This window comes from Yoonia sp. 67-2 (assembly GCF_035117555.1).
In the GTDB taxonomy this organism is placed as follows: domain Bacteria; phylum Pseudomonadota; class Alphaproteobacteria; order Rhodobacterales; family Rhodobacteraceae; genus Yoonia.
Genome location: NZ_JAYKPK010000008.1, coordinates 1 through 20718, shown reverse-complemented (window position 1 = coordinate 20718; position 20718 = coordinate 1). Strand labels below are relative to the sequence as shown.

The following is a 20718-nucleotide window of genomic DNA, read 5'->3' as shown; positions in this document are numbered from 1 at the left end:
ACCTCCTTAATTGCGGGATTGATCCGCGCCCATCAGGCGCGGCAGGTCGCCCCAGCGGGCGACAGCGGAAAAGACGGCGAGTGATACGATGATGAAAGCAACAGCCGCGACCGCCATCGTGGGGGTGTAACCGTTGCGCAGGGAATTGAAGATCTGCAGCGTCACCGTGGCATAGGCCGAGGCAGAGACGAAAAACATCACGATGAATTCGTTGAAGCTGAGCACCAGCGCGAAAAAGAACCCCGAGATCGAATAGGGCAGCGTCTGTGGCAGGATCACGGTGCGGAAGGTCACCGCCTCGGTCGCGCCCATGGTCGCGGCGGCGTCCAGATGCGCGCGGTCGATGGATTGCAACCCGATGGAAATGGTCACCAAAGGCAGCGCCATGAACAGCGCCGCATGGCTGACGATCCCAACCCAGAGCGCGCCCAGATTGCCGGTAAAGGCCCAGAGGAACCCCAACCCGACGCCGAACACGATGGGCGGTAAGGCAAAGGGCAATGACCCAAGGCCCGCCAGAACCTTGGACGCCTTGCTGCCCCGCGCCCAAAGGATATAGGCCAAAGGCCAGGCGAGCAGCACCGCCAGAGTTGACGCGCCAAAGGCCACGATGATGGAATTTTGCAAGGCCTGCACCCAGATCGTTTCGGTCACAAAAAATTCGACGAAGCGCGCGAAATTGGGGTCCTCCGGCGGGAACAGCATCGTGCGCCCGCCGTTCAACGATGCCCCTGCGACAACGATGATCGGCAGGGCCAGCACCAGCCCCGACAGCGCCATGAAGATATGGCCGAATGTGCGCCCCATCAGCGGGCCTCCGATCTTTTGGTCAGATATTGCGCCAGCGCAAGGAATGCCGCCGCAGTCACCAACAGGATCACCGCCTGTGCCGCACCGAAGGGTGCGTCCAGCGTTGAGCCCCTCACGCTTTCATAGACCGCCACGGCGGTGGTCTGTTTGGCCGGTTCGGCGAAAACCACGACGGTGACATAACTGCCCAGCAGGAAGACGAACAACAACAGGGTGGCGCCGATCAGCGGCAGTTTCACCGTGGGCAGGATCACCGAGGTCATCACCCGCGCGGGGCCTGCACCCATGGTGCGCGCGGCCTCTGTCAGGCTGGGGTCAAGGCGGGACAGGGCCGGATACAGCAGGATCACCGCATAGGGCCAGACGAGGTAGGACATGGTCAGGATTGTCGCGAATTCCGAGGTCTTGAATTTCACATTGCGCGGGTTCGCCAGCCCCCATTCGCGCAGCACCTCGAACCAGCCGGTTTCTTTCAGCCAATCGGTTGCCCCCGACACCTCGAACAACATCGGCAGGCCGGAACGGTTCGACAAAAGCACATCCCAGCCCATGACGATGAACACCTCGGACAGCGACAGACTGGCGAGGATGAAGACGAGCCAGATGCTTTGCGCGCGCCGCGACTGACGGGTCAGCAGATAGGTGAAAGGAAAGGCGGTCAGCACGGCAAGGACCGAGGCGATGACGGCGTAGTAAAGCGCGTAATACAAGCGTTGCAGGTGCAGCAGCGTCACCTCCTCCGGCCAAAGCGCACCGACGAAAAAGCGTTGGTAATTGGCAAAGGTGAAATCCCATGCCCAGCCCGCGCCTTCGATTTTTTGCCCAAAGGAGATGACGATAACAAGAACGAACGGCGTGACACACAGAAAGCCGATCACCAGCGCCAGCGCCCAAGTCCCCCAGGGACTTCGCGTCGGCGGTGTCTCTGCAGACAGGTTCGCCTTGGGGCTATCGACAGCTGTCATGCGGCGGCCTGATCGGACAGGCGGGGAAAGACATGGATCGCATCGGCAGGCAGCGTCACTTGCAAAGCATCACCGATGCGCAAAGGCTGCCCGCTTTCGCTGTCGGATACGATCATCCGCCCGATGGGTGTGTCCAGATGGATATCCTGCACCGGCCCGACATCGCGGACAAAGGTCACTTTCGCAGGCAGGCGGTTGATGTCATCTGCCCCCGCCAGCATTGCCTTTTCAGGCCGCACCGCCATTCGCACAGGCGATCCGTCGATGAAATTCGCGGGCGGTGTGACCTGCAGCAGATGCTGACCAATCCGGACATTGCCACCTTCCGTCACACCATCGAAGAAATTCGCCTTGCCGATGAAATCCGCGACAAAGGCATTCTCGGGATGGTGATAAATCGCCTGCGGCGTGCCCATCTGTTCGACCCGACCCTGCGACATGACGACGATACTGTCCGCCATCGTCATCGCCTCGTGCTGGTCATGGGTCACGACGATGGTGGTGATGCCCAGGCGCTGCTGCAACTGGCGCAGCTCGACCTGCATATCCTCGCGCAATTTGGCATCGAGTGCGGACATCGGCTCATCCAGCAGAAACACATCCGGTTCCTGCGCCAAGGCCCGCGCAATCGCGACGCGCTGACGCTGGCCGCCGGACAATTCCCCGATCCGCCGTTCGGCAAAGGCCGACAATTGCACCAGATCCAGCAATTCGCGCGCCCGCGCCGCCGCCTGCCCGCGCGGAGTGCCGGCAATGGTCAGCGCATAGCTGACATTGTCGCTGACATTCAGATGCGGGAACAAAGCGAAAGACTGGAACACCATCCCGAATTTACGCTTATGCGCAGGCAGGCGGGTGATATCCCGCCCGCCCAGCGAAATCGACCCGGCGCTGGGGTCTTCCAGCCCCGCGATCATCCGCAACAGCGTGGTTTTGCCACAGCCTGACGGGCCCAGCAGTGCTGTCAGCCCGCCATCGGTGAAATCAAGGCTGACATTCTCGACCGCCCGGACATCACCATAGGATTTGCGGATATATTTCAGACTCAGCCCGGCCATGCCCTTATGCCCCGGCGAGCATACGGTCCCAGGATTCCTTGATGAAGGTTTCCTTGTCCAGATAAGCCTCATAGGCCGGACGGATCGCGGGCGTGCCGGAGACGGAGCCGAATTCCTCCGGCGTCAGATCGGTCATCGCGACGTCAACCAGCGGGGCGGTCCCGATCATCCGCGACATCAGCGCCTGCGTCGAAGGCTGCGAGGTGAAGTTGATGAATTCTGCCGCTTCCGCAGCCTTGTCGGACAGGGACGACAGGCACCATGATCCATAATCCTGCGGATTGCCTTCTTTCGGGAACACCGACTGGATCGGGAACCCGTCAGCGGCCATCAATTGCGCCACGTCATGATAATATTGTCCACCGATCACATCGCCGTTCTTCATGGATTGTTCCATCTGGCTTTCGGCGGTCCACCACAACGCGACATTGGGCTTCAGTTCCGCGGCTTTTTCGATCAGCGCCACGATCCCGTCATCGGTGGCAAAGGTCGCCTCGCCCTCAAAGAAGGTCGCGGCGATGATGTCGAGCAATTGGGAATTGAAATTCTTGGACATGCCAAGGCTCGCCTCATAGACTGAACTATCCCAGAATTCGGTCCAGCTTTCGGGGGCTGTCACCTCATTGGGGTTGATCACCATCGCGCTGAACCATGACAGGGCGCCGACACCAATGGGGCCGGTGCCATCCTCGAAAATGAAATAGCCGTCCAGATTGGCGGCATCGGGGATCGCGGCCATATCAAGGGGCGAGATCAGATCACCCAACCGGCTGGCCTTGATCATCGTATCACGCGCGTAAAGCGACAGATCCGTCGGTACCGACCCGGCAGAGGTGGCCTGCTGCATCGTCACCAGCCAATCGGCGGAATTGGGCTGCGTGACACTTTCGACCTCGATCCCGGTCGCGGCGGTGAAGGCGGGAAAGACGTGTTCTTTGAAGCTGTTTTCAAAATAGCCACCGTATGACGCGACCCGCAAACTGCGCGTCTGCGCGATCAGCGGCGTGCCGATCACGCCGCTGGCCAGTGCAAGCCCGCCCGCGCTGGCCCCGGATTTAAGCAGATTGCGGCGGTTCATTTTGAAATGTGGCATTGGATGTCCCCTGATGAAATGACGCTGTGAACGCAGCATTGCGTCCTGATGTCATCAGCAGGCCAAGCCTGCCCTTGCCCTGTCAACATTGCCGCCTGCCGCCGCGATGCTGCGCCTGCATTCGCTGCAAATGCAGGCAGTCCTGGCGCAGAGTTGACAAAAAACAGGCATCCTTGCCAAAGCCGCGCGCCGCAGCGGCGGCAGGCTTGCCTGCGGCAAGGGCGCTGACGAACGCTGTCAGCAACCGCATTCAAAAGGAGTCCATTATGCCCGATACTGACCAGCACGCCCTGATCGTCGCCGAAGCGAACCTGCCCGTCATCGACCTTGGTGGGTTGAGCTCTGGCGATCCCGCGCAAAAGGCCGAAGTCGCTAAGGCGCTTGGCGATGCCGCGCGCACATCAGGGTTCTTTTACATCCGCAATCACGGCATTGATCAGGCGCTGATCGATGCCGCCTTTGCCGCGTCGAAACAATTTCACGACCTGCCCCGGCGCGAAAAGATGAAATATTGGTCCGGCTTCACCACCCATCATCGCGGCTATGTCCCGCTGGAAGAAAACGGATCGAACTTCCCCAAAAAGATCAATTTCAACGAAGCCTGGGACATGTCGTACGAGGCCCCGGCCGATCATCCGGATTATCTTGCCGGATGGCGGATGACCGGGCCCAATATCTGGCCTGACCTGCCCGGTTGGCAGGACACGATCGCCACATATTATGACGCGGTCTTTGCGCTTGGTCTGCGGATGCTGGATGCTTTGGCGCTGGAACTCGGCGTCGATCCCGCCGATCTGTTGCAGCATATCACCTGCCCCACGTCGCAATTGCGCCTTTTGCGTTATGTCCCCAATGACATGCCCGCGACCAAGGAAGTCGTCGGTATCGCGTCCCATTCGGATTTCGAATGTTTCACGATCCTGATGCAGGGCGGCCCCGGCCTGCAAGTGATGAACGCCGATGACGACTGGATCGAGGCCCCGCCCCTGCCCGGCTGTTTCGTCGTCAATATCGGCGATATCTTCGAGACATGGTCGGGCGGTCAGTTCAAATCCACCCAGCACCGGGTCAATAACATCGGGCACGAACGTTATTCTATCCCGCTGTTCTTTGGGCTGGATTACCATGCCGTGGTGGAACCATTGGAAAAATTCCGCACGCCGGAAACCGTGGCGAAATATCCACCGCTCAAAGCCGGTGAACATCTGATGCGGATGACGGTCAACGCTTTCCGCTACATGGCCGATGCCCGCGAAAAGGGCGTATTCACGACTGACTACGAGGTGCCGGAAGAGAATCCGTTTAAACGCGAAGCACGGGTGATGGTGGCCGAATAAACCCGCCCCGCGTCATTGCTGGCGGCAATGGCGCGGGACAGGTTGGAGCCTCCGGCGGGGATATTTAACCTCGGAAGATGTCAAAGGCTGGCGCAATAGGCGCGCCAACCACCAAAATCGGTGATGTCCTTGGCATTTGTGATCGCATGAGGTTCACACAGGAACCCTGACACCGTGCTGCCATCCGCAAGGATCAGTTTGCCGATGCCCAAAGGGGCCGGGATCGCGGTGACGAAACGGCCAAAACCCGCGTCGGGCAAAGCCCAGATTTCCACCTTGATCGCGGCCCCGTCTGGATCGCGGATCAGACCCGGTTTCGGCGGCACGGTCCCGTCGAGCGCATAGAGCCGATAGCGCGCCTCGGTGGTGGTTTCCGCGATCAGCCGCCCGCCTGCATCAGTAAGTTGATGGTTCAGCGGCATCCCGGTCAGATGCGCGCCGACGACGGCAAGGGCGATCATGCCTTTGGGAACGGTGGTCGCATCCAGAGCCGGGATCGCGGCACTCGTGTCGCGGCCCATCCCGCAACCCGCGGCCTGATGCATGGCGTCAGCGAAAGGCGCAAGACCATCATCGCTGAACGCCGGGCCAATCAGGGTGACACCGCCCGGCAGACCGTCCGGCGTGATCCCGGCAGGCACGGCGATGGCGGCATAGCCCAGCAGGTTCGCGAAATTGGTGTAGCGCCCGAAATGGCTGTTCTTGGTGACCGGATCGGCAAGCATGTCAGCAACTTTATAGATCGTCGGCGATGTTGGCAGCAGCAGCAGATCGACCTGATCCCAGACCGGGGCGACCTGCGCGCGCAGTTCTTCCAGCCGGTAGCGCCCGTTGAAAGCATCGACCGCGCTGTAGCGTCCGGCTGCGCCGATGATCCCGCCAACGGTCGGGTCGAAATCGGTGGCATTGGTGGCATAGAAATCTTCCACCGCCGCCAGCCGTTCCGCGACCCATGGTCCGTCATAAAGCAGCGCCGCTGCTTCCCGGAACGGCGCATAGTCGAAGGGGACAATGGTCGCGCCAAGACTTTCGGCCCGCACGATGGCGGCATCATAGAGCGCGACGTAAGCGGCATTGCCGTAGAATTCCCGCTCCGCCCCCGCCAGCACGCCGATGCGGGGCTTAGGCCGAATGCCGACAGGTTGCGCAGGGCGAGTGAACCCATCGCCCGCATCGACGCCGTCCATCACCGCGCGCACGGCAATCCCGTCGCCGACGCAGCCCGCAAATACCGTCACCACATCGACAGAACGGCAGGCAGGCACGACGCCAGTATTGGGCACCAGCCCCGGTGTCGGCTTGATGCCCACCAGATTGTTGAACGCCGCAGGCACCCTACCTGATCCGGCGGTATCCGTGCCAAGGCCAAAGGTTGCCAGCCCTGATGCCACCGCCACCGCCGACCCCGACGATGACCCGCCAGAGACATAATCCGCATCAAACACCGACCGCGGCGCGCCATGCGGTGACCGGGTCCCATTCAGCCCGGTGGCGAATTGGTCAAGGTTGGTCTTGCCGATACACAGCGCCCCCGCAGCGCGCAGCCTTGCGATCACGGCGGCATCCTGCGCCGGATCATAGGCATAGGCGGGGCAGCCCGCCGTTGTCGGCAGACCCGCAACGTCGATATTGTCCTTGGCGACGTAAGGAATGCCCCATAACGGCAGATCGCTTGGCCCCGCCATCACATCGCGCGCCGCCGCGCGCAGATCGTCATCAGCGACAGGCGTGATGAAGATCGCAGGATCGCTGGCGGCATGGCGGCGCGCGATGATTTCTTCCGCCAGATCAAGCGGGGTGGCACCTTTGGCATAGGCGTGACGCACGGCCTCTATCGTCAGCATTTCAGGGAACATCATTCAGCCTCCAATATTGCAATCACTTGGCCCGCGCGCAGGGTCTTGCCCGGTGTGGCGCGACATTCGCGCAGAATGCCCGCCGCCGGGGCCAGCACGCGGATTTCCATTTTCATCGATTCCACGATGGCGACTGTGTCACCGGCTGCGACCCTATCGCCGATAGCAGCGCTATATTTCCACAGATTGCCAGGGATCGGGCTTTCGACCCCGACGCAGCCTTCGGCGATATCCGAGGTCGAAACCTCGGCCACGCCCGCATCGCTGATGAAACTGTCCAGCCCTTCGGCCTTCCAGCGGGCGCGCTCTGCCTCGAACGCATCCTGCTGGCGGGTCTTGAAGGCAGTGATGCTGTCCGCCTCGGCGCTCAACCGCGCCTTGTGGTCGGCCCAGCGGAATGTGGTTTCCTCGATCTTCACGTCATAGCCGCCGTGGGGGAAGGCCGCGCGCGCCTCGGTCAATTCCTCATGCGAGACCGGGAAGAACCGGATCTGATCGAAGAACCGCAAGAGCCATGGCTGATCGGCAAAAGCCGCCGTGCGCCGCCACGTGTTCCAGATCTGGATCGTGCGCCCGAAAAGCTGATAGCCCCCCGGCCCTTCCATCCCGTAGATGCACATATAGGCACCGCCGATACCCACCGCGTTTTCGGGTGTCCATGTCCGGGCCGGGTTGTATTTCGTGGTCACCAGCCGGTGGCGCGGGTCAATCGGCGTGGCGACCGGCGCGCCCAGATAGACATCGCCCAGACCCAGCACCAGATAGCTGGCGTCATGCACGATCTGGCGGACGGCGTCTTCGTCGGGCAGGCCGTTGATACGGCGGATGAATTCGATATTCGACGGGCACCATGGCGCGTCGGGGCGCACAAGATCCTGATAGCGGGTCATCGCCAGCACCGCCTCCGGATCGTTCCACGACAAAGGCAGATGCACGATGCGCGATGGCACGGTGACGTCTTCGGCGGCGGGCAAAGTGCTTTCGATCTCGGCCAAGGCATCGAGCAGTTTGCTGCGCTTCAGCTTGCTGCTGTCATAATGGATTTGCAGCGACCGGATGCCGGGGGTCACGTCAATCAGCGGCAGGCCCGCGTCCTGAACCGCCTGCATCAGCAGATGCACGCGCAGGCGCAGTTCGATGTCCAAGGTCATGTCGCCATATTCGACCAGCAGATTGTCATCGCCTTGGCGGCGATAGACCACCGGCACAGGCCCGTCCGGGTCACCGCCCAGCACAGGTGATCCGGCACCATGGACGGCGGGGCCCGCCACCGGGTCAGCCTTGCGGTTTTCAGCGACGAACCGCACCCGGTCACCGGGGCGCAGTTGGCCCATTTTCCACAAATCGTCACTGGCGATCACGGCGGGGCAGACGAAACCGCCAAGGCTCGGACCGTCAGGACCAAGGATGATCGGCATGTCGCCGGTAAAATCAATCGCCCCCACGGCATAGGCGTTGTCATGCAGGTTTGAGGGGTGCAAACCCGCCTCACCCCCATCATCACGCGCCCATTTCGGGGCGGGGCCGGTGAGGCGCACGCCGGTGCGGTCAGAGTTGAAATGCACCTCATAGGCCGTGCTGAACAGGGTGGCGATATCGCCCTCCTGAAAGAAATCCGGCGCGCCATGCGGGCCGTAAATCACCGCAATCTGCCAGTCCTGCGTCAGATCGGCGGGTTCGGGGGGCAGCGGATCGCCGACTGGCGCATGCGCCAGCCCCAGCACATCGCCGGTGCGCAGGGTGCCGGTGGCATGGCCGCCAAACTGACCCAATGCAAAACAAGCACGCGACCCCAGCACCTGCGGCGCGGCAAAGCCGCCCGCCACGGCCAGATAGGCACGCTGTCCGGGTCCGGTGATCGCGCCGATGGCCAGCACACCACCGGCGGGCACATCGACGACGGGACCGACCGGCGCGCCGTCCAAGGTCATCACCATCTCTGCCCCCGCCAAGGCGACCCGCGCGGCAGTGGCAAAGCGCAAGGTCGGCCCGTTGACCGTCAGTTCCAGTGCCGCCGTGTCAGGGTGATTGCCCAGCGCCCGGTTGGCGTTGCGGAAAGATCGCGGGTCCATCGGGCCGGAAGGCGGCACGCCGACATGCCACAGACCCAGACGTCCGGGCAGTTCCTGCAGGCTCGATTGCGCGCCGGGCGCGATGACCTCGATCACTTGCGGATCGAAGGCAAAGCTGTTCAGCGCGGTGGTGGTGACCTGACCCGAGGCGAGCAATTCCGACCCCGCAATCGCGCGCAGATAACGCAGGTTGGTTTCCACCCCGCCGATCCGTGTGGCCGCCAGCGCCGCTTGCAGCGCAATGATCGCGGCATCACGGTCCGCGCCATGGACGATGATCTTTGCCAGCATCGGGTCATAAAACGGGGTGACATCGCTGCCTGTCTCAATCCAGCTGTCGATGCGGGCGCTGTCGGGAAAAGTTACCTCGGTCAACCGCCCTGCCGCCGGACGGAAATTGGCATGGGGGATTTCGGCGTAAAGCCGGGCTTCGATCGCGGCCCCCTTTAGCGTGGGAGCAACGTCCGGCAACACCAATTCGCCCGCCGCCTGTAGGATCATCCATTCGACTAGGTCGATGCCGCAAACCGCCTCGGTCACCGGATGTTCGACTTGCAGGCGGGTGTTGACCTCCAGAAAAAAGAAATCCTCGCGCAAAGGATCATAGATAAACTCCACCGTCCCGGCAGAGGCATATGAGACCGAGGCGCACAGATCCACCGCAGCCCGGTGCAGGGCTTCGCGCACGTCATCCGACAGACCCGGCGCAGGCGTTTCCTCGATCACCTTTTGATTGCGGCGTTGCAGGGAACAATCCCGCTCACCCAGCGCCAGCACGCGGCCTTTGCCATCGCCGAAAACCTGCACCTCGACATGGCGGGCCTGTGCGACGAAGCGTTCCAGAAATACGCGGGCATCGCCGAAACTGGCCGTCGCCGTACGTTGCACAGCGGCGAAAGCATCGCGCAGGGCGGCTTCATCCGCGCAAAGCTGCATGCCGATGCCGCCACCACCGGCGGTGCTTTTCAGCATCACCGGATAGCCGATATCAGCAGCGGCCAGCACCGCCGCATCGACATCAGGCAACAGATCGGTGCCGGGCAGCAGCGGCACGCCAGCCTTGCGCGCCAGATCGCGGGCGGTATGTTTGGCCCCGAAATCGCGCAGATGCGCGGGGTCCGGGCCGATGAAGGTGATCCCTTCCGCCGCCAGCCGTTCGGCAAAGCCGACATTCTCGGACAGGAACCCATAGCCCGGATGCACCGCCTGCGCGCCGGTTTCCCGGCAGGCGGTAATCACTGCATCCACATCCAGATAGCTTTGCGCAGCGGGCGCAGGCCCCAGACGCACCGCCTCATCCGCCATCCTTACATGGCGGGCGAAGCGGTCGGCGTCGGACCAGACCGCAACGCTGGCAATGCCCATCTGCCGCAAGGTCGAAATGACACGCACGGCAATTTCGCCGCGATTGGCGACCAGAACTTTGTCAAACATGGCTCAACCCCTGATGATGACGCGGCAGGGCGTCGGATCGAACCCGTTGCAGGGGTTGTTGATCTGCGGACAATTGGAAATGACGCAGAGCACATCCATTTCCGCCACCAGTTCCAGATGGTCACCGGGCGCGGAAATTCCGTCATCCACGGTCATCGCGCCATTGGGGCTGATCGGGACATTCATGAAGAAATTCAGGTTCGGCACGATATCGCGTTTGGTCATGCCGTGGCGGGCGAGTTCGAGAATGAAATTCTCGCGGCAGGCATGCTGGAACTTTGTGTCATGGCCGAACCGCACCGTGTTGCTTTCGCAGGAACAACAGCCCGCTGAAGTATCATGGCGACCGGCGCTATCGGCAGTGACCCGCAGCATGACACGGCCAAGGTTCGACATGATTGCGGTGCCGGTGGTGACATAGGCGGCACCTTGGGCGCGCAAGGTGTCCTGCGATGAATAACGCTCACCATGGTCAGCGGCATTGTAGAACAACGTATCAATCGCCTGCTGGCCATAAGTATCCTCGATCCGGATCGTCTGGCCTTTGCGGATGATCCCGGACCAAGGGGCGCGGGCGGGGATGTCGTGGATCATGTCCATCAGAACGCTCCTTGCAGGCGGGCGTTGTTTTCAAAGCCGCGCTGCGCCTCGGCTGTCGCCGTGCGGCACAGGTCATCTGCGGGGACAGGCTGCGCAGGCAGGCACATGACCGACAGGTCCGGCGGCACCTCTGCGGCATCCGGGTCAAGCGGATGGCGGCAGTTTGAGAGGGCGATAAATAAATCCATTTCCGCCCGCAGATCGACCCAATCGCCTGCTGCCAGCATCGCAGGTCGCCATGTGAACCGCCCTTCGGCATCGACACGCACCGGCGCGAACAGGTTCAGCACGGCAGGAATATCGCGCCTTTCCAGCCCCAGCTTGGCGGCGGCCAGCAGCATGTTGTCGCGCGTGTTGCGCGCTGCATCGCCAGTGTAATCCGCCACAGTTTCGGGCGTAGAGCCACCGGTCAGCACATCATGCGCGCCACTGCTATCCTCGACCAAGGACAGCATCACCCGGCCCATATCAGAGAAAATCACGCGGCCTTTGGTCAGGTCGGTGGTCCATTGCAGCTTCACCGTATCAGGCAGGCACAGCCGTTCACTCATATCCGCCAGCGCCCAAGCGGCGAGCGAGACACTCGACGCGCCACCCGGGACAAGGCGCAATACCTCGCCTGCTTTCAGATGCAGCGTGGTATACCAGCCGCCCCGCACCAGTTCTGTCAGGCGCGCATCGGGTGCTTCCGGTGCAGGGCGCGGGCTGGGTTCCGGCAGCGTCTTCGCCTCCATCCCTGCGCGCTGGAAATCAAGGTATCGCTGGCGGTCAGCGGCGATCTGTTCGGCGGTGCGGTGGATATGCATTATAACCTCTCCAAGTCGGGTCGTCCCGCGATCATTGTGTCCAGCGCGGGGTCGTCCCGCAGCGCCGGGTTGTCGTAAATCGTGCCACCGCCCGCCACGCGCGGCGGCCAAATCGCGATATCCTTGCCGATCTGCGCGCCATAGCGGTCGATTTCCTCGGGCCTTGTTCGGGTGCGTTCCAGCGCGATGATGCGGGTGCCAAGGGTGAACGCCTCGCGCAGATCATGGGTCACCATGACCACCGTCATCGGCAGCGCGTGCCACAGGCGTTGCATCAGCGCGTGAATGTCCGACCGGATGCCTGGATCCAGCGCGCCAAAAGGTTCATCCAGCAACAACACACGCGGTTGCATCATCAGCGCCTGCGCCAAGGCAAGGCGCTGCTGCATCCCACCCGACAATTGCGCAGGGTATTTGCTTTCCGCCCCCGCCAGCCCGACATCGGCGATCATCTGGCGGGCACTTTCCTGCAAGGCGCGTTTAGGCGCGCCGGTCAGACGGCCCCAGATCCGCGACCCGGCCATTTCCGGCCCCAGCATCACATTGCCCAGCACCGTCAGATGCGGAAAGACGGAATAGCGCTGATAGACCACGCCCCGGTCCGGCCCCGGCTCGGGCGGCAGCGGTTCGCCGTCCAGCAGGATCGTGCCGCGTGTCGGCTGTTCCTGCCCCAGCAGCATCCGCAACAGCGTGGTCTTGCCACAGCCCGAGGCCCCGACAAGGGCAACGAAAGACCGTGGCGCGATCTCCAAAGAGATATTTTCCAAGACAATCTGGTCGCCGTATTCTTTCCAGACGTGTTTGATCGACAGCGCGGTCATTTCGCACCTTCCATCTGCGACCACGGGAACAGCCAGCGGCGCAACCGGTCCAGCCCATAATCGGCCATCGCCGCGATAAAGGTGATCCATGCGACATAGGGAAAGATAATCTCCATCGACAGATAGCGCCGGACGAGGAAGATGCGGTAGCCAAGGCCGCTTTCGGATGAAATCGCCTCTGCCGCGATCAGGAACAGGAAGGCGGCGCCCAGTTGCAAGCGCAGGCTGATGATCAGCCGCGGCAACACCTGTGGCAGCACCACGCGCCAGACGACGAGCCAGCTATTGGCTGACAAAGTCTCTGCCTTCACGATCTGTTCGCGCGGCAGATCGCCGACGCGTTGCGCCATGTCGCGGATCATCAAAGGGGCGACGCCGATCACGATCAGCGCGATTTTGGACACTTCACCAAGGCCCAGCATGATGAACAAGACCGGCAGCAGGGCCAAAGGCGGGACCATCGACACGAACCCCACGAAAGGGCCCAAAAGCGCGCGCATCGCTGGAAAGATACCGATCGCCACGCCAACCACCAGCGCCAGTGCGGTGGAAATCCCCAGCCCCACGCCCAGCCGTTGCAGGCTCGCCGCCGTATCAGACCAGAGCAGGTAATCGCCCGTGCGCCGGTCCGGGGTGAAGGCCATCAGATCAATCGCATGCGCCATGGTGGACAAAGCCGGCAACAGCTTGTCCGCCGGATTATCCGCCAGTCGCGCCGCTGATCCCACCAGATAGGCGATGATCAGCAGCGCGAAAGGTGCCAGTTTCAGCGCCAGCAGCGCGGGCGGCGACAGATGTTGATTGATCAGGCGCATGGCAGCGGGCCTATTTACAGCGCGCCGTCAGCGGCCATTTGCATGAATTCCGTGGTAAAGCGAAATTGCACATTCTCGGGATCACCCAGAATGGTGCCACCCGGCAGTTCAATCCCCACAGCATCATCCGATGTGGCGGTCGGCGTCAGCAGCCCTTTGTCGAACAGGAAGGCGCGGACGAGGTCCATCGTTGTGCCAAGTTCGGGCGAGGCGGTGAAACTTACGGCGGCTGCCGGATCGGCAAAAAGCTCGGTCGCGGCCATCTGCGCCTCGAACCCCGCCTGATCGGTGCCTGATGCGGCACCCATCGCGGCGCGGGCCTCTGCCCCCTCAGCCGTGTCGGCGGTCATCAGCGTGACGGTTTCATACCAGATCCCCGCCAAAGCCTTGCCGAAATCGGGGTTGGCCTCCAGCACATCCGTATTGACGACCATCAGGTCGATAATCTCACCGGGGATCATGGCACTGTCGAACACCGGCACAGCGTCAGGCAAGGCGGCGATTTCCGACACCATCGGGTTCCATGTGACGAGCGCATTCACATCCGCCGTCTGAAACGCACCGACCATATCAGGGTCAGCGGTGTTGACGACCGACACGTCCCGTTCGGACAGACCCACCGAATCCAGCGCGCGGGCCAGCAGGTAATGCGAGACGGAAAATTCCACCAGATTGACCGACCGGCCTGCGATATCGGCGATACTTTCGGCGTCTTTGAGGAACACGACATCATTGCCCGCCGAGAAATCACCGACGATGACAGCGGTGGTATCCACGCCACCAGCCGCCGGGATCGACAAAGCATCCATGTTCGTCACCGTCACCGCATCATAGGCACCGGCGGTATATTGGTTGATCGATTCCACGTAATCGTTGAACTGGGTGACATTGATCGTGATACCATATTCCTCTGCCCAGCGATCCACGATCCCATTATCTGCAGCATAGCCCCAAGGCATCCAGCCGACATATATCGACCAGGCGACGTTGAATTCGGTCTTTTCCTGCGCGGCGACGGGTGCGGCCAGAAAGCTCGTCCCGATAATGGCCAGCGTGGACAATGTTCTGATGGTAAATGGTAGCGTCATGACAATCCCTTTCGAGGTGAATGGATTGGTCGCGCGACTTCGACGCCAATCCCTTGGCTGTGCGAGGTCTCCCGGGCTTTTATCCCGCCGTGTGCCTGAAGGATCTGTCTGCCCCTCAGGTGCAGCTCTTGGTCCAAGCGCATGTTGCCATGCCGGAACCCTAGCCGCCTTACTCGGGATCAGCTTCACATGAGCGATGCGCGCAGGACAACCGCGCAACGCCGGATCACCCGGCCTGCCGACAGACGCTGCCCGAAAATCAGGCATAAAGCAGGTGATGTGGTGATTATTCAGACGCTCCACAAGCGGGAATCACCGCGCGACGACAGCGCGCGGGCGGGCGGTCAGACGCTGCACCGGATCATGCGCAGGCCGCATTATGCCGGGTGGAGGGGCAAAATATCCCAGTCGCTTGGATGACGCGTAAATGGTTTAGATCGTTGTTTTAAATTGTGTTTTAGCCGAGTTGCCAATTGGCAATTTTTCGGTCCGGGCATCGCACCGTGGCCTTTGGTGGAGGTGAAATGGCTTTGAAATGGCCCCCTTCTTGTCAGACATCTTACCCTGCGCACCCTCTGTCACCGAAAGGAAAAGGTTGATCGACACTTGGTCAGAACATGGGATAGGTAGGCGCACAGACCGTCGAAACTGATCTACGAGGACGAGTATCTTTGCGACTTGATATTTCCCCACCTGCCAATGCGTATGACGTGGTTACAAAACGGTGGGGTCTGCAAAATGCCAGACAAATTCTGCAAACCTATCGATCAACAGTTTATCGTGTCGAGAGCCCGCATGGGCCTGCAAAACTGAAACTCTACACACAAATCGGATACCGGGGTGAACGGGCAGCGATCTCATTTTCGAAAGGGAGTGATAGTAAAGCGATCGCACAGATCTATCAGAGCGACTTTTACCGCGCGGCGGTCCTGAGCGAATGGATCGACGGCCCGACCGTCGGTGACACGCGGCGCAAGGGCGATTACGAAACTGCCACGCGCCTGGCATGTGACGTGATCCGTGGTTTAACGGAGAATAGCAGCGTCCGTTTTCCGTTTGCCTACCGCCGTAAAACGGCAAACAGGTTCCGTCTTATGCAGCGGCAACTCAAGAACACTCAGAGCCCCGAGCGCAAGGCATTGCTGGTCGAAGCTATGGGAATATTGGAGCGCCTTCTGGCGCTCAGAAGCACCGAACGGGTTATTCATGGCGATCTGCATTACGACAATATGATCCAGACGCCACAAGGCGCGCGGGCGATTGACCCGCGCGGTGTCAAGGCACATCCAATCGTGAATTGTGAATCCTTATTTTCAAACACTGGCCCAGATCTGGACCTGTCTGCTTTTGCGCAAGTGTTTTCCGATCAGGTAAAAATAATAACCGAAAACCTGGGCTATGATCGTGACCTTCTCATGCATTACGCGTTACTTGCATGGTTGGGGGAACTCATCGACATCGACGAGAGCAACCAACCGCTCCGCGAAAAACGCTTGGGCGAAGTTGAAATGATCCGGGCCGCCATCGCACGAAACTGAATGACCGATGGGTGGCGGATTAACCCCGCCGCCCTTCCAGCACAGATTTCACGATCAGCGCGACCACAGCGATCAGCGTCAGGGTCGATGCGGCGGCAAATGCCCCCACGGCGTTCAGATCGTTGAACAGCAATTCCACATGCAGCGGCAGCGTATTGGTCTGGCCCCGGATATTGCCCGACACGACCGAGACGCCGCCGAATTCCCCCACGGCCCGCGCCGTGCAAAGCACCGCACCATAAAGCAGCGCCCATTTGATATTGGGCAGGGTCACGCGGCGGAACACTTGCCAGCCAGACGCGCCGAGGGTCACTGCCGCCTCTTCCTGTTCGGTGCCTTGCGCCTGCATCAGCGGCAGAACCTCGCGCGCCACAAAGGGGGCGGTGACGAACATCGTGACCAGCACGATCCCCGGCAGGGCGAACATCACTTGCAGGTCATTGGCCTGCAACCACGGCCCCAGCAGGCCTTGGCGACCGTAAAGCAGCAGATAGCAGATCCCTGCGATGATCGGTGAGATCGAGAAGGGGATTTCGATGATCGTCACCAGAATGCCGCGCCCGGGAAACTTGTGCTTGGCTACGGCCCAGGCGGCGGCGATGCCGAAGGCAACATTGATCGGCACGACGATCACCGCCACCATCGAGGTCAGCCAGATCGCATGCAAGGTCGCGGGATCGAGGATGTTCTGCGCATAGACGCGCCAGCCTTCGGAAAAGGCGCGCACGAAGATATAGGCAAGCGGCGCGACGATGATCAAAAGCGTCAGCGCCACGGCGATGCCGATCAGGATGCGCGCGCCTTGGCGTGTCTGGCCGGGAAGCAGGGCGTGGCTCATCGTGTCGCCTCCCTATGGCGCGACGCCCAGTTCTGCAAAAAGTTCGAAACGATCAGCAGGATCAGCGCAAAGCCCAACAGGACCAGCGCGATGGCGGCTGCACCGTTATAATCGAATTCTTCCAAACGGATGAAGGCCAGCAAGGCGGCGATTTCCGTGCGGCCCGGCAGGTTCCCTGCGATGAAGACGATCGCGCCGAATTCACCCAAGGACCGGGCAAAAGCGGTGGTGCAACCTGCCAGCCAGGCAGGCAGGATCGCGGGAAATACGACGCGGGTGAAAATCGCCCAAGGCCGCGCGCCAAGGGTGATCGCGGCTTGTTCCAAGGCGGGGTCCATATCCTCCAGCACCGGCTGGACGGTGCGCACGACAAAGGGGACAGAGGTGAAGGCCATCGCCAGCGCGATGCCCCAGATCGTATAGACGATCTGCAACCCTGCAGCCTCTAACACGCCACCGAACCAGCCATTGGCGGAAAACAAGGCGGTCAGCGACAGACCCGCGACGGCGGTGGGCAGCGCGAAAGGCACATCCATCAGCGCGTCCAATATCCGCTTGCCACGGAATTCATAGCGCACCAACACCCAGGCCATCAGCAGGCCGTAGACCGCGTTAAAGAGTGTCGCGACCAAAGCCGCGGTCAGCGTCACCTGAAAAGCTGCCACCGCGCGCGGGCTGGACACGATCTGCCAGAACCGTGCCGGCCCGATCTCGGCCCCTTGCAGGATCAGGGCAAGGATCGGGATCAGCACGATAAAGGTCAGGTACAGCAGCGTCACACCAAGGCTCAGCGTAAACCCCGGCATGACGCGCTTGGCGCGGATTGGTGCGGTGGCGGCGGTCATTTTATCACTGGTTCACAAAGATCTGGTCAAGGATCGCGCCATCGGCCAGATGTTCGTCGCTGATCGCGTCCCAGCCACCAAAGACATCATCGACTGTCACCAGTTCAACATCGGCCTGGCTGTCGGCAAATTCGGCTGCGATTGTTTCATCCGTCAGACGGTAGAAATATTCGCCCAGAATTTGCTGTGCCTCTGCGGAATAGAGCCATTCCAGATAGGCGGTCGCGACTTCGGTCGAGCCGTTGTTTTCGGCGTTTTCAGCCACGACAGCGACGGGGAAAGCGGCAAAGACGCTTTGCGATGGCGTCACGCGTTCCAGACCTTGATCGGCATATTCGGCAGCGATACCGCCGGTTTCAGCCTCGAACGTGACCAGCACATCGCCGATATTGCGTTCGGCAAAGGTCTGGGTCGCCGCACGTCCGCCAGTGTCGAAGACGGGAACAGAGGAAAAAATATCGCGCACGAAGTCCTGTGCGGCGGTTTCATCACCATCGTTCTGGTCCAAAGCATAGGCATAGGCCGCCAGATAGGTATAGCGCGCATTGCCGCTGGTTTTCGGGTTCGGGAAAATCGGGGCAACGTCTTCGCGGGCCAGATCGTCCCAATCCTGAATATCCAGCGGATTGCCTTCGCGGACCAGAAAAGCGGGCAGCGAATAATAAGGCGATGCGCCATTTGGCAGCAGATCGCGCCAGTCGGCAGGCAGCAGGCCGCCTTCGGCCAGCACGTCGATATCGGTTTCCTGATTGAAGGTCACGACATCGGCGTTCAACCCTTCGAGGATCGCGCGCGCCTGACGGGACGATCCGCCATGGCTCATGTCGATGGTGACGGTGCGGCCTGTCGTTTCTTCCCAATGCGCGGCGAAGGCGGGGTTCAGCGCCTCGAACAATTCGCGGGCGATGTCATAGCTGACGTTCAGGATTTTATCCTGCGCCATGGCAGGGGCAGCGCCCAGGGACAGCGCAAGGGCAACAGCGGTCAGGGTGGGGAATTTCATCGCGAAGACTCCAGTCTTGTTGGGGTTGTCTTTTGAGTGTCAGCCGCCGCGTGCTGCGGGCGGTCATGCGGGAAAATTGTGCCCGCCTCGATCCTGAGCCGGACAGCGGCATCGGGGATCAGCGCCTCGGCCTTGACGGCGCGGCGGGGGACATCGGCCTCGGCCTCGCCCAGTTGCGGATGGTTCAGCACCAGCCGCAGATGCGCGCCGTTCGACATGCGCGTGGTGATGCGCCAAGGTGCGTCTGCGTCGGGGACCGGGGTGATATCCTGCGGGCGGACCAGCAATTGCGCCGGGCCATCGGGCAGCGCGCGGCGGGCAAGGGCCGACAGATCCAGCCCTGCACCATCGGCGCGACCTGCCTGCAAGGTGACGGGAAGTTCCACCGTCGCCCCCATGAACCGCGCAACAAAAGGTGTCGCGGGATGATCATGGATCGCATCGGCATGGCCGATCTGTTCGATCTTGCCCGCGCCCATGACGACGACACGGTCGGCCAGTTCAAATGCTTCTTCCTGATCATGGGTGACGAAAATCGTGGTGGACCCGGTCGCCTCATGCACGCCGCGCAGCCAGCGGCGCAGGTCGCGGCGGATTGCGGCATCCAACGCGCCAAAGGGTTCGTCGAGCAAAAGCACCTTGGGTTCAATCGCCAGCGCACGGCCCAGGGCCACACGTTGCCGCTGTCCGCCGGACAATTGGCCCGGGAAACGGTCCGCCAGATGGGCGATCTGCAGGAAATGCAGCAATTCATCGACCTTGGCCGCGATCACCGATTTGCCGGGGCGTTCTGCGCGCGGACGCACCGACAGACCAAAGGCGATATTGTCGCGCACCGACATATGCGGGAACAGGGCGTAGTGTTGGAATACGAAACCGATCCGGCGATCTTGCGCGGCCAGTTGCAGCCAATCCTGATCTTCGACCGCCAGTTGCCCGGCATCGGGCCATTCCAGCCCGGCGATGATTTTCAAGAGCGTCGTCTTGCCCGACCCCGATGGCCCCAGCAAAGCGACCAATTCGCCTTTTTGCACGGACAGGTCGATCCCGCGCAGCACTTCAGTCTGGCCGAAGCGTTTGGTCATGGCTGAAATCTTGATCGACATGGGATGCGCCTTTCTCGGGTAACGGTCAGCAGGTAAAGACCACCGGCGTAACCGACAAGGGGGGCGCGCCACCTGCCCGACAATACGGCACGGCTGCAATTCCATCGCAGGTCTATATGGAAAAACATATGTGCGGGGCATCGCGGGAATGAGAACGCGATGACCAGTTTTTATAATTTAATGGGAAGAAATTCTTATTCGATTGAAAAGTCGGGGCTGGGCCGCCTGACTTCATCTTGCACATTTTTCGGAGTTTGTACGGGTCTCGCGGTCGGGAATAACCTGTGACGCCGATGTTGCGGAGCCCGCCATGATTGATGGCAGGCCCTGCTTTGGAATTACTGTTGCGCTTCTTGCGACGTTTCCTGCACGACTGTGCCAGCGCTTTGAATGTCGCGGCCTGCGCCTTCGACAGTTTCGCAGGCAGCCAATGCGCCAGCGGCGAGCAGGGCAAGAATTGTGATCCGGGTGGTTTTCATAACAGTCTCCAGTTAATGATGTGTGCAATGCTAACGCGCGACGCGCTATTCGGTTCCTGCGGAATAATGAAAACAGTCTAGGCCGTGTTGACAAAAGGGATTCACATCGGGCCGCAGGCATGATTCAAACTGGTATCTGCAATGGAGACCAGCT

General features: G+C 61.2%; 19 protein-coding genes and 1 riboswitch. Of the genes, 2 read left to right on the top strand and 17 right to left on the bottom strand.

The genetic code is table 11. The annotated features are described in order from the left end of the window. Window positions 1-6: 6 nt before the first annotated feature. The 5 genes from VOY09_RS13245 to VOY09_RS13225 all read right to left on the bottom strand — a co-directional run bounded on the left by VOY09_RS13245 (window position 7) and on the right by VOY09_RS13225 (window position 4176). The gene (locus VOY09_RS13245; protein ID WP_322894568.1) at window positions 7-807 is read right to left on the bottom strand and encodes an ABC transporter permease; all 801 of its coding nucleotides are present in this window, start codon (window positions 805-807) and stop codon (window positions 7-9) included. Beyond that, window positions 807-1775 carry an ABC transporter permease gene (locus tag VOY09_RS13240; protein WP_322894569.1) on the bottom strand — a complete coding sequence of 323 codons (969 nt, stop codon included), beginning with the start codon at window positions 1773-1775 and terminating at the stop codon, window positions 807-809. The genes VOY09_RS13245 and VOY09_RS13240 overlap by 1 nt, the downstream gene beginning before the upstream one ends. Continuing rightward, the gene (locus VOY09_RS13235) at window positions 1772-2833 is read right to left on the bottom strand and encodes an ABC transporter ATP-binding protein (RefSeq protein WP_322894570.1); all 1062 of its coding nucleotides are present in this window, start codon (window positions 2831-2833) and stop codon (window positions 1772-1774) included. Before VOY09_RS13235 ends, VOY09_RS13240 begins: the two co-directional genes overlap by 4 nt. A 4-nt stretch (window positions 2834-2837) precedes the next feature. Further along, the gene (locus tag VOY09_RS13230; protein WP_322894571.1) at window positions 2838-3926 is read right to left on the bottom strand and encodes an ABC transporter substrate-binding protein; all 1089 of its coding nucleotides are present in this window, start codon (window positions 3924-3926) and stop codon (window positions 2838-2840) included. 82 nt (window positions 3927-4008) lie between these two features. Further along, a complete protein-coding gene (locus VOY09_RS13225; RefSeq protein WP_322894572.1) occupies window positions 4009-4176 on the bottom strand; it encodes a hypothetical protein in 168 nt (55 codons plus the stop codon). A gap of 16 nt (window positions 4177-4192) precedes the next feature. Between VOY09_RS13225 and VOY09_RS13220 the strand changes: the two genes are divergently transcribed. Next, window positions 4193-5263, top strand: a complete 1071-nt coding sequence (locus VOY09_RS13220; RefSeq protein ID WP_322894573.1) for an isopenicillin N synthase family dioxygenase — start codon at window positions 4193-4195, stop codon at window positions 5261-5263. Between the two features lie 80 nt (window positions 5264-5343). Here the strand turns inward: VOY09_RS13220 and atzF are convergent, their stop codons facing one another. The 7 genes from atzF to VOY09_RS13185 are packed head-to-tail and all read right to left on the bottom strand — an operon-like array spanning window position 5344 to window position 14755. Next, a complete protein-coding gene (gene atzF / locus VOY09_RS13215) occupies window positions 5344-7122 on the bottom strand; it encodes an allophanate hydrolase (RefSeq protein ID WP_322894574.1) in 1779 nt (592 codons plus the stop codon). Beyond that, window positions 7119-10625: a 5-oxoprolinase/urea amidolyase family protein gene (locus VOY09_RS13210; RefSeq protein WP_322894575.1), complete on the bottom strand. Its 3507-nt coding sequence runs from the start codon at window positions 10623-10625 to the stop codon at window positions 7119-7121. Before VOY09_RS13210 ends, atzF begins: the two co-directional genes overlap by 4 nt. A 3-nt stretch (window positions 10626-10628) precedes the next feature. Further along, complete coding sequence (locus tag VOY09_RS13205; protein ID WP_322894576.1) at window positions 10629-11225, bottom strand: urea amidolyase associated protein UAAP2; 597 nt, start codon at window positions 11223-11225, stop codon at window positions 10629-10631. Continuing rightward, the gene (locus tag VOY09_RS13200) at window positions 11225-12031 is read right to left on the bottom strand and encodes an urea amidolyase associated protein UAAP1 (protein ID WP_322894577.1); all 807 of its coding nucleotides are present in this window, start codon (window positions 12029-12031) and stop codon (window positions 11225-11227) included. The genes VOY09_RS13205 and VOY09_RS13200 overlap by 1 nt, the downstream gene beginning before the upstream one ends. Continuing rightward, complete coding sequence (locus VOY09_RS13195) at window positions 12031-12852, bottom strand: ABC transporter ATP-binding protein (RefSeq protein WP_322894578.1); 822 nt, start codon at window positions 12850-12852, stop codon at window positions 12031-12033. The genes VOY09_RS13200 and VOY09_RS13195 overlap by 1 nt, the downstream gene beginning before the upstream one ends. Next, window positions 12849-13667 (bottom strand): ABC transporter permease, encoded by an 819-nt coding sequence (locus tag VOY09_RS13190; RefSeq protein WP_322894579.1) that lies wholly within the window; start codon window positions 13665-13667, stop codon window positions 12849-12851. The genes VOY09_RS13195 and VOY09_RS13190 overlap by 4 nt, the downstream gene beginning before the upstream one ends. Window positions 13668-13681: 14 nt before the next feature. After that, window positions 13682-14755, bottom strand: a complete 1074-nt coding sequence (locus tag VOY09_RS13185) for a putative urea ABC transporter substrate-binding protein (RefSeq protein ID WP_322894580.1) — start codon at window positions 14753-14755, stop codon at window positions 13682-13684. Between the two features lie 66 nt (window positions 14756-14821). Continuing rightward, window positions 14822-14930: riboswitch (guanidine-I (ykkC/yxkD leader) on the bottom strand. Between the two features lie 496 nt (window positions 14931-15426). Here VOY09_RS13185 and VOY09_RS13180 point away from each other — a divergent pair. After that, window positions 15427-16293, top strand: coding sequence for an aminoglycoside phosphotransferase family protein (locus VOY09_RS13180; protein WP_322894581.1), 867 nt, complete (start codon window positions 15427-15429; stop codon window positions 16291-16293). 19 nt (window positions 16294-16312) lie between these two features. Here the strand turns inward: VOY09_RS13180 and cysW are convergent, their stop codons facing one another. The 5 genes from cysW to VOY09_RS13155 form a co-directional block, all read right to left on the bottom strand. Further along, window positions 16313-17131 carry a sulfate ABC transporter permease subunit CysW gene (cysW, locus tag VOY09_RS13175; protein WP_322894582.1) on the bottom strand — a complete coding sequence of 273 codons (819 nt, stop codon included), beginning with the start codon at window positions 17129-17131 and terminating at the stop codon, window positions 16313-16315. Further along, entirely contained in the window at window positions 17128-17976 is an 849-nt protein-coding gene (gene cysT / locus VOY09_RS13170; protein ID WP_322894583.1) for a sulfate ABC transporter permease subunit CysT, read from the bottom strand. The genes cysW and cysT overlap by 4 nt, the downstream gene beginning before the upstream one ends. 4 nt (window positions 17977-17980) lie before the next feature. Then, window positions 17981-18979 (bottom strand): sulfate ABC transporter substrate-binding protein, encoded by a 999-nt coding sequence (locus VOY09_RS13165; RefSeq protein ID WP_322894584.1) that lies wholly within the window; start codon window positions 18977-18979, stop codon window positions 17981-17983. Continuing rightward, window positions 18976-20085 carry a sulfate/molybdate ABC transporter ATP-binding protein gene (locus tag VOY09_RS13160; protein ID WP_322894585.1) on the bottom strand — a complete coding sequence of 370 codons (1110 nt, stop codon included), beginning with the start codon at window positions 20083-20085 and terminating at the stop codon, window positions 18976-18978. Before VOY09_RS13160 ends, VOY09_RS13165 begins: the two co-directional genes overlap by 4 nt. A gap of 338 nt (window positions 20086-20423) precedes the next feature. After that, window positions 20424-20564, bottom strand: a complete 141-nt coding sequence (locus tag VOY09_RS13155) for an entericidin A/B family lipoprotein (protein ID WP_322894586.1) — start codon at window positions 20562-20564, stop codon at window positions 20424-20426. Between the last annotated feature and the right edge of the window lie 154 nt (window positions 20565-20718).